This window comes from Pantoea sp. B550, from assembly GCF_024158165.1.
In the GTDB taxonomy this organism is placed as follows: domain Bacteria; phylum Pseudomonadota; class Gammaproteobacteria; order Enterobacterales; family Enterobacteriaceae; genus Pantoea; species Pantoea alfalfae.
Genome location: NZ_JAMYXI010000003.1, coordinates 2,786,813 through 2,800,792 on the forward strand (window position 1 = coordinate 2,786,813; position 13,980 = coordinate 2,800,792).

Annotated in this window: 9 protein-coding genes, 3 tRNA genes and 3 rRNA genes; 8 read left to right on the forward strand and 7 right to left on the reverse strand. The window is 52.8% G+C overall.

Annotated features, from left to right (window positions below):
- Nucleotides 1–55: 55 nt before the first annotated feature.
- The 5 genes from tsaA to metN all read right to left on the reverse strand — a co-directional run bounded on the left by tsaA (nt 56) and on the right by metN (nt 3,811).
- Nucleotides 56–760 (reverse strand): tRNA (N6-threonylcarbamoyladenosine(37)-N6)-methyltransferase TrmO, encoded by a 705-nt coding sequence (tsaA, locus tag NIM72_RS15880; protein WP_161735510.1) that lies wholly within the window; start codon nt 758–760, stop codon nt 56–58.
- On the reverse strand, nt 757–1,155 hold the full coding sequence (gene rcsF, locus NIM72_RS15885; protein WP_013356860.1) for an Rcs stress response system protein RcsF: 399 nt from the start codon (nt 1,153–1,155) through the stop codon (nt 757–759). The genes tsaA and rcsF overlap by 4 nt, the downstream gene beginning before the upstream one ends.
- 128 nt (nt 1,156–1,283) lie before the next feature.
- Entirely contained in the window at nt 1,284–2,099 is an 816-nt protein-coding gene (locus tag NIM72_RS15890; protein WP_161735512.1) for a MetQ/NlpA family lipoprotein, read from the reverse strand.
- A 34-nt stretch (nt 2,100–2,133) separates the two neighbouring features.
- The gene (locus NIM72_RS15895; protein ID WP_031375299.1) at nt 2,134–2,787 is read right to left on the reverse strand and encodes a methionine ABC transporter permease MetI; all 654 of its coding nucleotides are present in this window, start codon (nt 2,785–2,787) and stop codon (nt 2,134–2,136) included.
- The gene (gene metN / locus NIM72_RS15900) at nt 2,780–3,811 is read right to left on the reverse strand and encodes a methionine ABC transporter ATP-binding protein MetN (protein WP_150010669.1); all 1,032 of its coding nucleotides are present in this window, start codon (nt 3,809–3,811) and stop codon (nt 2,780–2,782) included. Before metN ends, NIM72_RS15895 begins: the two co-directional genes overlap by 8 nt.
- 189 nt (nt 3,812–4,000) lie before the next feature.
- Here metN and gmhB point away from each other — a divergent pair, with 189 nt between their 5' ends.
- The 7 genes from gmhB (at nt 4,001) to NIM72_RS15935 (ending at nt 10,361) form a co-directional block, all read left to right on the forward strand.
- Nucleotides 4,001–4,561, forward strand: coding sequence for a D-glycero-beta-D-manno-heptose 1,7-bisphosphate 7-phosphatase (gmhB, locus tag NIM72_RS15905; protein ID WP_222924503.1), 561 nt, complete (start codon nt 4,001–4,003; stop codon nt 4,559–4,561).
- A 407-nt stretch (nt 4,562–4,968) separates the two neighbouring features.
- A 16S ribosomal RNA gene (locus tag NIM72_RS15910) occupies nt 4,969–6,508 on the forward strand.
- 73 nt (nt 6,509–6,581) lie between these two features.
- A tRNA-Ile gene (locus NIM72_RS15915) sits at nt 6,582–6,658 on the forward strand.
- Nucleotides 6,659–6,800: 142 nt separating this feature from the next.
- Nucleotides 6,801–6,876, forward strand: a tRNA-Ala gene (locus NIM72_RS15920).
- A gap of 207 nt (nt 6,877–7,083) precedes the next feature.
- A 23S ribosomal RNA gene (locus NIM72_RS15925) occupies nt 7,084–9,991 on the forward strand.
- 90 nt (nt 9,992–10,081) lie between these two features.
- Nucleotides 10,082–10,197 (forward strand): 5S ribosomal RNA (rrf, locus tag NIM72_RS15930).
- Together the 16S, 23S and 5S rRNA genes with 3 tRNA genes alongside form the textbook arrangement of a ribosomal RNA operon.
- 87 nt (nt 10,198–10,284) lie before the next feature.
- Nucleotides 10,285–10,361: transfer RNA gene (locus NIM72_RS15935), tRNA-Asp, on the forward strand.
- A 144-nt stretch (nt 10,362–10,505) separates the two neighbouring features.
- On the opposite strand, the gene yafC is transcribed toward NIM72_RS15935, so the two are convergent.
- Nucleotides 10,506–11,408, reverse strand: coding sequence for a DNA-binding transcriptional regulator YafC (yafC, locus tag NIM72_RS15940; protein WP_161734554.1), 903 nt, complete (start codon nt 11,406–11,408; stop codon nt 10,506–10,508).
- A gap of 263 nt (nt 11,409–11,671) precedes the next feature.
- Between yafC and NIM72_RS15945 the strand changes: the two genes are divergently transcribed.
- Nucleotides 11,672–12,463, forward strand: coding sequence for an endonuclease/exonuclease/phosphatase family protein (locus NIM72_RS15945; protein WP_161734552.1), 792 nt, complete (start codon nt 11,672–11,674; stop codon nt 12,461–12,463).
- A gap of 108 nt (nt 12,464–12,571) precedes the next feature.
- On the opposite strand, the gene mltD is transcribed toward NIM72_RS15945, so the two are convergent.
- Nucleotides 12,572–13,948 carry a murein transglycosylase D gene (mltD, locus tag NIM72_RS15950; protein ID WP_013356866.1) on the reverse strand — a complete coding sequence of 459 codons (1,377 nt, stop codon included), beginning with the start codon at nt 13,946–13,948 and terminating at the stop codon, nt 12,572–12,574.
- Between the last annotated feature and the right edge of the window lie 32 nt (nt 13,949–13,980).

The window sequence follows — 13,980 nt, forward strand, 5'->3', positions numbered from 1 at the left end:
CAGAATTTTGCTGGCGGCTAGTGTACCAGTGAGATCACCGGCTCAAAAGCGGGTTTTAACGCGGGTCGATCGCGATTACTTCAGTACCGGCATCATCAATGCGCCAGCGTACATTAAAATCCATCAGCCAGGCCGCATATTCCCGCGCCTGCGTTTCGCTCTGTCGGTAAGCGGGACGAGGATCCTGTGCCAGCACTTCGCTGATAAAACGTGCCAGATTGGGGTAGCGCGACTGCTGCTGAAGCTGCTGCTGGGCCAAAGCGGAGAAGCGAACCGGCATATCAGCGGCAGGTGCCGCCTGAGCAAAACCTGCCTGTGCATGAGGCAGCGCTTCGGCAAAGGGCAGATAAGGTTTGATATCGACCACCGGCGTGCCATCGACCAGATCCAGACTGCCAAGCTGCAGGATCACCTGCTGTTTTTCAATCCTGATACCTTTTAGCTCAACCAGCGACATGCCAATGGGATTGGGACGGAACGTTGAACGTGTCGCAAATACACCCATGCGCGCATTGCCGCCCAGTCGGGGAGGGCGAACCGTAGGACGCCAGCCGCCGGCCATCGTCTGATGGAAGACAAACAGCAACCAGAGATGGCTGAACGCTTCCAGCCCACGCACCGCTTCCGGCTGATTGTAAGGTGGCTGCAGGTGCAGTTCGCCGCCGCCATCCTGCACCAGCCCTGGCTGGCGCGGCACGGCAAACTTCTCCTTCCACGGTGAGCGGATTACCCCAATTTGCGCAAAGGCGAATTCACTCATTGATTGCTGACTTTCAGCGCTGAACCCTGGCAGACGGCCTGACGATAGCAGCCCGGCGTGCCGGTGACGATTTCACACTGATGCAGCAGCACCGCATTGGCTTTCATCTGTGATGCTTTAATCTGCAGACGTTTTCGTGCTGTGGCGATGTTGGCCGGGGAGTTCTGATTACTGATCTGGCAATCTTCAGCGGAGACTTCACCCAGATCGCGGAACGGTTTACTGACCAGATCGGCGGCATCGGTATAGAGCTTAACCGGCGCCGGTCGTACCACAGGTTTGCGGGTCGGTTGGCTGGATTGCTGCGGCCGGGACGGTGCGCTGCTTATCGGGTGATACTCATGAACACACCCTGTCAGCATCAATGCTAACAAGCAGAGCGGTAAAAAACGCATGGCAACATCCTCAGGTTTCAAAAAGTGGCGTTATTGAAACAAGGACAAGAATAAATAACAAGTCGGGCAGGGCACCCAATAACAGAAAGGGCGGCATAGCGCCGCCCTTAAAGAGATGAACAGCTGAATTACCAGCCTTTAACCGCGCCGCCATTAAAGACTTTGTTAGCTTCTGCGTAAACTTCGTCAGACTGGTAAGCCTTGACGAATTTCTTCACGTTTTCCGCATCTTTATTATCTTCGCGCGCGACAATCAGGTTCACGTAAGGTGAGTCTTTATCTTCGACGAAAATGCCATCTTTGGCTGGTGTCAGGCCAATCTGGCTGGCGTAAGTGGTGTTGATAACCGCGAGCGCGATCTGCTGATCGTCCAGTGAGCGTGGCAGCTGCGGCGCTTCCAGCTCAACAATTTTCAGATGCTTAGGATTCTCAGTGATATCCAGCGAGGTTGGCAGCAAGCCCACGCCATCTTTCAGTTTAATCAGCCCCACTTTCTGCAGCAGCAGCAGTGTACGGCCCAGGTTCGTCGGGTCATTCGGAATGGCAACCTGCGCGCCATCCTGCAGCTCATCCAGTGACTTGATCTTCTTCGAATAGCCTGCAATCGGGTAGACGAAGGAGTTACCTACGGAAACCAGCTTGTAACCACGATCTTTGATCTGCTGATCCAGATACGGTTTGTGCTGGAAAGCATTGACGTCGATATCGCCTTTGCTCAGCGCTTCATTCGGCAGCACGTAGTCGTTAAATGTGACCAGCTCAACATCCAGACCATACTTATCTTTAGCCACTTTCTGTGCGGCTTCAGCAACCTGCTGCTCAGCACCAACAATGACGCCCACTTTGATGTGGTTAGCGTCTTTCTCTTTTTGATCGCATCCTGCCAGCGCAATCGCGCCAATCAGTGCACCCACAGCGGCAATTTTTTTGAATCTGAAAGACATATCCTTTCCTTCTTAATAATGTGAGATTGCTGGCTTACTTATGGGACACTGCACGCACGATGCGGTCGCCACAGAATTGAATGAGATACACCAAAACCACTAACAACACCAATACCGTATTCATCACCGTGGCGTTGTATCCGATATAACCATACTGATAACCGATCTGACCCAGACCACCGGCACCCACTGCGCCACCCATGGCGGAGTAACCGACCAGCGTAATCAGGGTAATGGTTGCCGCATTCACCAGGCCTGGCATCGCTTCCGGCAACAGGACCTTACGGATGATCTGCATTGGCGTTGCGCCCATGGCACGCGAGGCTTCGATCAGGCCGGTAGGCAGTTCCAGCAAGGCGTTTTCAACCATACGCGCAATAAACGGTGCAGCGCCGACGGTCAGCGGAACGATAGCTGCCTGCAGTCCAATGGAGGTGCCGACGATAACGCGGGTAAAAGGAATCATCCAGACCAGTAAGATAATGAAAGGTATGGAGCGGAAGATATTCACCAGCGCGGAGAGCACGCGGTACAGCCCCTGATTCTGCAGAATCTGGCCCGGACGGGTGACATAAAGTAAAACGCCGACCGGCAGGCCTAGTACAAAACCGAAAAAGCCAGAGACGAAGGTCATCATCAGCGTTTCCCATACGCCTCGTCCCAGCAACCACATCATCGCTTCAGACATAACCTAACACCTCTACTTTCACATGATTCTCTTTCAGCCAGGCTATCGCCTCGCGCGTATCGCTCTCTGCGCCATGCATTTCGGCCAGCATAATGCCGAACTTCACACCACCGGCGTAATCCATCTGGGCACTGATAATGTTGTTATTCACGTTGTAACGGCGGGCCGCTTCGGAAAGCAGTGGCGCATCAACCGATTTACCGGTGAATTCCAGCCGCAGCAGCGGCACGGTGCCTTCAGTGGCAGTGGCTGAAAGACGCTGCTGGTAATCATCCGGGATATCCAGATGCAGGGTAGACTGAATAAACTGCTGCGCCAGAGGCGTCTTAGGGTGTGAGAACACCTCACTGACGCTGTCTTTCTCGATTAACTCACCGTGACTGATGACCGCAACCTGATCGCAGATGCGTTTCACCACATCCATCTCATGAGTGATCAGGAGAATCGTCAGCCCAAGGCGGCGGTTGATATCTTTCAGCAACTCCAGAATAGAGCGGGTTGTAGCGGGATCCAGTGCGCTGGTGGCTTCATCACACAGCAGAACCTTGGGATTACTGGCCAGCGCACGGGCAATCGCGACACGCTGCTTCTGACCGCCTGAGAGATTTGCAGGCCAGGCATCATGCTTATCAGACAATCCCACCAGTTCCAGCAGCTCAGTGACACGAGCGTTGATCTGGGCGCGGGAGAGATTACCGAGTTCCAGTGGCAGAGAAACGTTGCCCGCAACGGTGCGTGAGTTCATCAGGTTAAAGTGCTGGAATATCATGCCAATCTGGCGGCGCGCCTGGGTTAACTGACGTTCATTAAGTGCAGTCAGATCGGCTCCGTCAACCAGTACGCGACCCGAAGTAGGCCGCTCCAGCAGATTCACGCAACGAATCAATGTACTTTTACCGGCACCGGAAGCGCCAATAACGCCATAAATCTGTCCGGCAGGCACGTGCAGACTGACATCCGTTAATGCCGGAATAGTCCGCGAGCCCTGCTGAAACACTTTAGTAATATTTTCTAGTTTAATCATTATGTTATTAATTATCGTGTTGCGTTGTCCGTGGTGTGGGAAGCCTCGTCACTTTTAGTCGCTATAAAAGCTGGATGGATGTTAAGGCATCCAGACGTCTAAATCAATGGAAGTGATTCAATCTGACATTCTCCCTTTTATAGCAATCATGCGATACTGATCGGCAATTTTTACAGCAGGAGTTTCTACGTGGCGAATAAAGTCCCCGCTATTTTTCTTGATCGTGATGGCACCCTTAATGTCGATAGTGGCTATGTCCATGAGATTGATGACTTCCAGTTTATTGACGGCACAATTGAAGCGCTGCAAAAACTGAAGGCAATGGGATATGCACTGGTGGTCGTGACCAATCAATCTGGCATAGCGCGCGGTATGTTTACCGAAGATACCTTTATGCGTCTGACAGAGTGGATGGACTGGTCGCTGGCCGATCGCGACGTCGATCTTGATGGCATTTATTTCTGTCCTCACCATCCTGAAGCAAACGTAGAAGAATTCCGTCAGGAATGTGATTGCCGTAAGCCACAGCCAGGCATGCTGCTGACTGCACAGGAAGAGCTGCATATTGATATGGCTGCTTCTTATATGGTGGGTGACAAGCTGGAAGATATGCTGGCAGGAAAGGCTGCGGGCGTTGGCACCAAAGTGCTGGTGCGTAGTGGTAAACCCGTCACGGCCGAAGGCGAAGCTGCAGCAGACTGGGTGATTAATAGCCTGGCAGAGCTGCCAGCACGCATTAAACAGGGCTAAAACGGCGCTTTTGTGCAAATTTCAGACGAACAGCAAAAAAGTCTCAATTTGCACTTGCGCTATCTGAGCCGTTCCCTATAATGCGCCTCCACTGACACGGCAAACCGGCAACGGGATGACGGGTTAAGAGGCACAGGAGACTGCGCCGCCGGAGAAAAACTTCTGAAATAGAGGTTGACTCTGCAGGAGGAAAGCGTAATATACGCCACCTCGCGACAGGACGCTAACGCACTGTTCGCACTGCTCTTTAACAATTTATCAGACAATCTGTGTGGGCACTCGCAGGATTGATATCAGCGTCTTTGGACGCACAAAAATATCAAAGCCTCACGAGTGAACACATAATGAAATTCATTATGACGTTTTACAGATGAGCACCGCTTAACTTGTTTAAGCAAATCAAACTTAAATTGAAGAGTTTGATCATGGCTCAGATTGAACGCTGGCGGCAGGCCTAACACATGCAAGTCGGACGGTAGCACAGAGAGCTTGCTCTCGGGTGACGAGTGGCGGACGGGTGAGTAATGTCTGGGGATCTGCCCGATAGAGGGGGATAACCACTGGAAACGGTGGCTAATACCGCATAACGTCGCAAGACCAAAGAGGGGGACCTTCGGGCCTCTCACTATCGGATGAACCCAGATGGGATTAGCTAGTAGGCGGGGTAATGGCCCACCTAGGCGACGATCCCTAGCTGGTCTGAGAGGATGACCAGCCACACTGGAACTGAGACACGGTCCAGACTCCTACGGGAGGCAGCAGTGGGGAATATTGCACAATGGGCGCAAGCCTGATGCAGCCATGCCGCGTGTATGAAGAAGGCCTTCGGGTTGTAAAGTACTTTCAGCGGGGAGGAAGGCGGTGCGGTTAATAACCGCGCCGATTGACGTTACCCGCAGAAGAAGCACCGGCTAACTCCGTGCCAGCAGCCGCGGTAATACGGAGGGTGCAAGCGTTAATCGGAATTACTGGGCGTAAAGCGCACGCAGGCGGTCTGTTAAGTCAGATGTGAAATCCCCGGGCTTAACCTGGGAACTGCATTTGAAACTGGCAGGCTTGAGTCTTGTAGAGGGGGGTAGAATTCCAGGTGTAGCGGTGAAATGCGTAGAGATCTGGAGGAATACCGGTGGCGAAGGCGGCCCCCTGGACAAAGACTGACGCTCAGGTGCGAAAGCGTGGGGAGCAAACAGGATTAGATACCCTGGTAGTCCACGCCGTAAACGATGTCGACTTGGAGGTTGTTCCCTTGAGGAGTGGCTTCCGGAGCTAACGCGTTAAGTCGACCGCCTGGGGAGTACGGCCGCAAGGTTAAAACTCAAATGAATTGACGGGGGCCCGCACAAGCGGTGGAGCATGTGGTTTAATTCGATGCAACGCGAAGAACCTTACCTACTCTTGACATCCACGGAATTCGGCAGAGATGCCTTAGTGCCTTCGGGAACCGTGAGACAGGTGCTGCATGGCTGTCGTCAGCTCGTGTTGTGAAATGTTGGGTTAAGTCCCGCAACGAGCGCAACCCTTATCCTTTGTTGCCAGCGATTCGGTCGGGAACTCAAAGGAGACTGCCGGTGATAAACCGGAGGAAGGTGGGGATGACGTCAAGTCATCATGGCCCTTACGAGTAGGGCTACACACGTGCTACAATGGCGCATACAAAGAGAAGCGACCTCGCGAGAGCAAGCGGACCTCACAAAGTGCGTCGTAGTCCGGATCGGAGTCTGCAACTCGACTCCGTGAAGTCGGAATCGCTAGTAATCGTGGATCAGAATGCCACGGTGAATACGTTCCCGGGCCTTGTACACACCGCCCGTCACACCATGGGAGTGGGTTGCAAAAGAAGTAGGTAGCTTAACCTTCGGGAGGGCGCTTACCACTTTGTGATTCATGACTGGGGTGAAGTCGTAACAAGGTAACCGTAGGGGAACCTGCGGTTGGATCACCTCCTTACCTGAAGATACCTTCCCGCGCAGTGTCCACACAGATTGTCTGATAAAAAGTAACGAGCAGAAAAAACCTCTACAGGCTTGTAGCTCAGGTGGTTAGAGCGCACCCCTGATAAGGGTGAGGTCGGTGGTTCAAGTCCACTCAGGCCTACCAAATTCGCACTCACGCTGCGTTATGTTCCCGGCTCGCATAGTTCACTATGCTGCGCGGAAACATGCCCTGCCTGAGCACGAATTGCATTTCTTACGAAGTGTACTCGGTTGAGTGGTAGTAGCGGTCTCTGCAGTAACTGTATGGGGCTATAGCTCAGCTGGGAGAGCGCCTGCCTTGCACGCAGGAGGTCAGCGGTTCGATCCCGCTTAGCTCCACCATACCGTTTATCTGTTTTTTCTGAATACTTCAGAGCGTACCGGCAACGGTGTGCTGCGAAGTATTATGCTCTTTAACAATCCGGAACAAGCTGAAAATTGAAACGACGTGTCGCTTTCATTCTCCGTAATAAGAATGAAAAATGCGGCACGTTCGAGTCTCTCAAATGCTTGCAGTCTGCAGCGTTGCAAAACGCCTGTGGGTTGTGAGGTTAAGCGACTAAGCGTACACGGTGGATGCCCAGGCAGTCAGAGGCGATGAAGGACGTGCTAATCTGCGTAAAGCGACGGTAAGGTGATATGAACCGCTACAGCCGTCGATGTCCGAATGGGGAAACCCGGTGCACTCTGTGCATCATTGCAGCATGAATACATAGTGCTGCAAGGCGAACCGGGGGAACTGAAACATCTAAGTACCCCGAGGAAAAGAAATCAACCGAGATTCCCCCAGTAGCGGCGAGCGAACGGGGAGCAGCCCAGAGCCTGAATCAGCATGTGTGTTAGTGGAAGCGTCTGGAAAGTCGCAGGGTACAGGGTGATACTCCCGTACACAAAAGCACACGCGCTGTGAGCTCGATGAGTAAGGCGGGACACGTGGTATCCTGTCTGAATATGGGGGGACCATCCTCCAAGGCTAAATACTCCTGACTGACCGATAGTGAACCAGTACCGTGAGGGAAAGGCGAAAAGAACCCCGGCGAGGGGAGTGAAACAGAACCTGAAACCGTGTACGTACAAGCAGTGGGAGCCCTCTTTACGGGGGTGACTGCGTACCTTTTGTATAATGGGTCAGCGACTTATATTCTGTAGCAAGGTTAACCGTATAGGGGAGCCGCAGGGAAACCGAGTCTTAACTGGGCGTTAAGTTGCAGGGTATAGACCCGAAACCCGGTGATCTAGCCATGGGCAGGTTGAAGGTTGGGTAACACTAACTGGAGGACCGAACCGACTAATGTTGAAAAATTAGCGGATGACCTGTGGCTGGGGGTGAAAGGCCAATCAAACCGGGAGATAGCTGGTTCTCCCCGAAAGCTATTTAGGTAGCGCCTCGTGAACTCATCTCCGGGGGTAGAGCACTGTTTCGGCTAGGGGGCCATCCCGGCTTACCAACCCGATGCAAACTGCGAATACCGGAGAATGTTATCACGGGAGACACACGGCGGGTGCTAACGTCCGTCGTGAAGAGGGAAACAACCCAGACCGCCAGCTAAGGTCCCAAAGTCATGGTTAAGTGGGAAACGATGTGGGAAGGCACAGACAGCCAGGATGTTGGCTTAGAAGCAGCCATCATTTAAAGAAAGCGTAATAGCTCACTGGTCGAGTCGGCCTGCGCGGAAGATGTAACGGGGCTAAACCATGCACCGAAGCTGCGGCAGCGACACTATGTGTTGTTGGGTAGGGGAGCGTTCTGTAAGCCGTCGAAGGTGTGCTGTGAGGCATGCTGGAGGTATCAGAAGTGCGAATGCTGACATAAGTAACGATAAAGCGGGTGAAAAGCCCGCTCGCCGGAAGACCAAGGGTTCCTGTTCAACGTTAATCGGAGCAGGGTGAGTCGACCCCTAAGGCGAGGCCGAAAGGCGTAGTCGATGGGAAACAGGTTAATATTCCTGTACTCGGTGTTACTGCGAAGGGGGGACGGAGAAGGCTATATCAGCCGGGCGACGGTTGTCCCGGTTTAAGCGTGTAGGCGGAGGGTCCAGGTAAATCCGGTCCCTTATTAACGCTGAGGCGTGACGACGAGGCACTACGGTGCTGAAGTGATAAATGCCCAGCTTCCAGGAAAAGCCTCTAAGCATCAGGTAACACAGAATCGTACCCCAAACCGACACAGGTGGTCAGGTAGAGAATACCAAGGCGCTTGAGAGAACTCGGGTGAAGGAACTAGGCAAAATGGTGCCGTAACTTCGGGAGAAGGCACGCTGGCGCGTAGGTGGAGGGATTTACTCCCCGAGCCGAAGCCAGTCGAAGATACCAGCTGGCTGCAACTGTTTATTAAAAACACAGCACTGTGCAAACACGAAAGTGGACGTATACGGTGTGACGCCTGCCCGGTGCCGGAAGGTTAATTGATGGGGTTATCCGCAAGGAGAAGCTCTTGATCGAAGCCCCGGTAAACGGCGGCCGTAACTATAACGGTCCTAAGGTAGCGAAATTCCTTGTCGGGTAAGTTCCGACCTGCACGAATGGCGTAATGATGGCCAGGCTGTCTCCACCCGAGACTCAGTGAAATTGAACTCGCTGTGAAGATGCAGTGTACCCGCGGCAAGACGGAAAGACCCCGTGAACCTTTACTACAGCTTGACACTGAACATTGAGCCTTGATGTGTAGGATAGGTGGGAGGCTTTGAAGCGCGGACGCCAGTCTGCGTGGAGCCAACCTTGAAATACCACCCTTTAATGTTTGATGTTCTAACGTAGGCCCGTTATCCGGGCTGCGGACAGTGTCTGGTGGGTAGTTTGACTGGGGCGGTCTCCTCCTAAAGAGTAACGGAGGAGCACGAAGGTCAGCTAATCACGGTCGGACATCGTGAGGTTAGTGCAATGGCATAAGCTGGCTTGACTGCGAGAGTGACGGCTCGAGCAGGTGCGAAAGCAGGTCATAGTGATCCGGTGGTTCTGAATGGAAGGGCCATCGCTCAACGGATAAAAGGTACTCCGGGGATAACAGGCTGATACCGCCCAAGAGTTCATATCGACGGCGGTGTTTGGCACCTCGATGTCGGCTCATCACATCCTGGGGCTGAAGTAGGTCCCAAGGGTACGGCTGTTCGCCGTTTAAAGTGGTACGCGAGCTGGGTTTAGAACGTCGTGAGACAGTTCGGTCCCTATCTGCCGTGGGCGCTGGAGAATTGAGGGGGGTTGCTCCTAGTACGAGAGGACCGGAGTGAACGCACCACTGGTGTTCGGGTTGTCATGCCAATGGCACTGCCCGGTAGCTAAGTGCGGAAAAGATAAGTGCTGAAAGCATCTAAGCACGAAACTTGCCCCGAGATGAGTTCTCCCTGACTCCTTGAGGGTCCTGAAGGGACGTTGAAGACTACGACGTTGATAGGCCGGGTGTGTAAGCGCAGCGATGCGTTGAGCTAACCGGTACTAATGACCCGTGAGGCTTAACCTTACAACGCCAGAGGCGTTTTTGAGAGACACAATTTTCAGCCTGTACCGGATATTCTGCGCGGCCTTACGGGCGGCGCGGAGACAGAATTTGCCTGGCGGCTTTAGCGCGGTGGTCCCACCTGACCCCATGCCGAACTCAGAAGTGAAACGCCGTAGCGCCGATGGTAGTGTGGGGCCTCCCCATGCGAGAGTAGGGAACTGCCAGGCATCAAATTTGTTCCTTTTCCTCTGACAGGGAAAATAACGGGAACAGGCGGTTATCAGCCGGTTGCTGATAAGCGTGAAAGAATCGGTGGAGCGGTAGTTCAGTTGGTTAGAATACCTGCCTGTCACGCAGGGGGTCGCGGGTTCGAGCCCCGTCCGTTCCGCCACTTAATTGGAAAGCCCTGACTTAACGGTCAGGGCTTTTTCCATTGCAGCAAATTCATCGCGGAAAAAGTATCCGCGCTGATTATCTTCGATCTCCAGGATCATACTGTAGCAACAGACCCCGATAAGGCCTGCTCTTATAGATGTCACGTGCGCCACGGCTGCGCAGCTGTCCACTCACTGAGAAAATCGATAAAAGCCCGCACACGCTGGCTTACTCCGATATCGCTGTAGTAGACCGCATTGAAGGGCATCTCGACCGGCAGACGCTGATCGGCCAGCACTTCCACCAGTGATCCCTCCGCGACCTCACGATCAATCATATAGTCTGACAGGCAGGCAATCCCATTGCCGGTAAGACAGAGCTGCTTAATTGTCTCTCCGCTATTCGAAGAGATAGCCCAGTCGATGTCATAAAGTTCGCCGCTTTCACGTGCAATGGGCCAGCGATTGAGCCTCGGGGACTCTTCGAAGCCAAGGCAATGATGGTTATCCAGATCGGTCACCTTTTGTGGGACACCGTGCTCATGGAGATAGGCAGGGGAGGCGACAACTTTGCGAAAACTATTGAACAGTAATCTGGCGCGTAGTGTTGAGTCCGTGAGATTGCCAGCACGAATCGCAATATCCACTTTCCGTTCAATCAGATTGATAAAACTCTCAGATGAGATTAACGAAAGCGTCACCCCGGGATAGCGCTGGCGAAAGGGCTTAACCATCGGCATCAGCAAATGCAGAATAACCGGTGTCGCGGCATCAACGCGCAGTAACCCTTTGGGCTCCTGTAAGCTTTCTATCAAATCGCTTTCTGCGGTCGTCATCTCCTGCAAAAAATGCTGAACATGGCGGAAATAGCGTTCACCTTCCTGCGTAAGTGCCAGCTGTCGCGTGGTACGGGTTAGCAGAGCAATGCCCAGCTTGTTTTCCAGTTTTTTTATGGTTCTGCTGACGGCAGAATTAGCCATCTGCAACTGCTCAGCAGCGCGGCTGAAACTTCCACTCTCTACTACACTGACAAACACTTTGAGTTCGTCAGAAGATGCCTTCATTCTTCCTCCCTGGCATGTCGCAGATATTTAGCTATTTTATGGACGATTATACTGGCATAACTCCAGTACAGGCGTCCTCAATGATGACACCGTTGATGTGGCCAGGTTCTGCCTCGTTTAGCTTAGCGAGCTTAAAGTAACGCCTTATTCTGGAAAAGCGTGATGAATTCTGACATTCACCTGCATCCATTGAAACATCGGTCTAGAATCCCTATAACAGACAGGTGTTAACTGTATTTTTGAATTATCAGCCAGGCGGGAAAGTGCGTAAAAAAACTTATGCAATGCGATATGTAGCAGGACAACCAGTGGAGCAGATTTTTCCACCTGGCGCGATGCTCCATCTCGGCCAGGCACTGCCACCCGGCGCACCGTTGCCCGCGCATCCAAACCTTAAAGTTCTGGTATGGAATATCTTCAAGCAGCAGCGTGCAGACTGGATGTCAGTGCTGGAAGGATTTGGTAAGGATGCCCATCTGGTGTTACTGCAGGAAGCGCAGACCACACCTGAACTGGTGCAGTTTGCCACCAGTAATTATCTGGCTGCCGATCAGGTGCCTGCCTTTGTGCTGCCTCAGCATCCCTCTGGCGTAATGACCCTCGCTTCTGCCCATCCGGTCTATTGTTGCCCCTTACGCGAACGTGAGCCTCTGCTGAGGCTGTCAAAATCGGCGCTGGTTACGGCTTATCCTCTGCCTGCGGGAGAAATGCTGATGGTGGTTAACATCCATGCGGTTAACTTCAGCCTGGGTGTCGACGTCTACAGTAAACAGCTGGGGCCTATCGGCGAGCAGATCATGCATCATCAGGGACCGGTCATCATGGCCGGGGATTTCAATGCCTGGAGCCGTCAGCGCATCAATGCGCTCTACCGGTTTGCACAGCGGATGAAGCTGGAAGAGGTGATGTTTACGGCCGATCATCGCCGCAAAGCGTTTGGTCGCCCGCTGGATTTCGTCTTCTATCGCGATCTCAGAGTGAGTGAGGCATCCGTACTGGTGACGCGCGCTTCCGATCATAACCCGTTACTGGTGGAGTTTAGCTCAGGAAGCTAATCCGGTGCATTGAATGTGCCTGCAGAAGAAGAAGCGGGCAGGGTAATGAGTAAATCGTGGCAGATGGATGAAAGAAAAAGGCTGACAATTGTCAGCCTTTTCAACGTATCAGGTATCAGGTGTAGCGTTATTATTCACAAACAGCGTTAAGTTATCGCCGGGCTGAATATCTTTCGCACTGTCCAGCACACTGTTCCAGCGCATCACGTCCTTGATATTGACGCCGTGATGACGGGCAATACTGTCAAGAGAATCACCCTTACGAACACGATAGGTGATGCTGTTGCCGTTATCAGCCAGTCGGGTGCCGTTCGAACCGATGGTCAGCGTCTGACCCGGTCGGATATCAGCACCGCGCAGGTTGTTTTCCTGCTTCAGTGTCGAGACGCTAACGCCAAGTTTAGCGGCGATACCCGAAAGCGTATCACCCCGTCGCACTTTGTACCCGCCACTCGCGCTGGCTTTCGCAAGCTGCACAGGCTGTACCGCTGCGATGTCACCGGAGGCCAGTGAGTTACGCAATTTCGCGACGTTCGACTTCGGCACCATAATGTAGTGCGGGCCGTTAGGCGCTGTTGCACCGCCTTTGTAGCCGGTATTGAAGCTCTTCAGTTTCGTGAGCGACATACCCGCCATTTCGGCAGCCTGCGTCAGCTGTATCTGCTGACCCACTTCCACTCGTGCCAGAGCACGACTTTCATTCGGTGTCGGCAGTTTGATACCGTAACGCTTGTTATTTTTGAGCAGTTCACTCAAGGCTAACATTTTAGGCACATACACGGTGGTTTCGCGTGGCAGCGATAAATGCCAGAAGTCAGTCGGCTTACCGCGCGCCTTATTCTGCTTAATCGCTTTGAGCACCCGTCCTTCACCACTGTTGTAAGCAGCAATGGTCAGTAACCAGTCACCGTCAAACATGGTATTAAGACGCTGCATCATATCCAGCGCAACTTTCGTGGATGCGACTACATCACGTCGCCCATCGTAATACTGGTTTTGTTTCAAACCATAGTTTCGACCCGTAGCTGCAACAATCTGCCAGATACCAGCGGCATTGGCGGATGAGGTTGCGCGAGGGTCAAAAGCGCTCTCCACTATGGGTAGCAGTACCAGTTCCATCGGCATTTTACGTTTCTGTATCTGCTCGACTATCCAGTACATGTACGGCTCTGCCCGTAATGTTACATCGTGGAGATAGCTCTTATTTTTTAAAAATTTACTTTTTTGTTCGCGGATTGCCGGGTTTTCCGGAATCCCCATCTTCAACTCGTCACTAATGAAACTCCAGAGATCTGCGTCTGCTGCGAGGCCAGTTCCATCTTCCTGCCATCGCGGCGACAAAAACTCGTCTCCGTACTTTCCATTTTCACCTTGACCAGCTGAAGACAGACTCTGTGCATGCTGTTCGGGGATATTGGCATCGTTCCTGGACGCCTGACATCCTACCAGCAAGACTGAGGCGAGTAAGATCGCTTTAGCCTTCATGTGTGTGTCAATAGTTCGCTTAAAAGACGAGC

Bases quoted from the DNA above. Each gene is read 5' to 3' on its own strand.
- mltD (WP_013356866.1), bottom strand. From the start codon at position 13,948: ATGAAGGCTAAAGCGATCTTACTCGCCTCAGTCTTGCTGGTAGGATGT.
- NIM72_RS15895 (WP_031375299.1), bottom strand. From the start codon at position 2,787: ATGTCTGAAGCGATGATGTGGTTGCTGGGACGAGGCGTATGGGAAACG.
- yafC (WP_161734554.1), bottom strand. From the start codon at position 11,408: ATGAAGGCATCTTCTGACGAACTCAAAGTGTTTGTCAGTGTAGTAGAG.
- metN (WP_150010669.1), bottom strand. From the start codon at position 3,811: ATGATTAAACTAGAAAATATTACTAAAGTGTTTCAGCAGGGCTCGCGG.
- NIM72_RS15890 (WP_161735512.1), bottom strand. From the start codon at position 2,099: ATGTCTTTCAGATTCAAAAAAATTGCCGCTGTGGGTGCACTGATTGGC.
- tsaA (WP_161735510.1), bottom strand. From the start codon at position 760: ATGAGTGAATTCGCCTTTGCGCAAATTGGGGTAATCCGCTCACCGTGG.
- rcsF (WP_013356860.1), bottom strand. From the start codon at position 1,155: ATGCGTTTTTTACCGCTCTGCTTGTTAGCATTGATGCTGACAGGGTGT.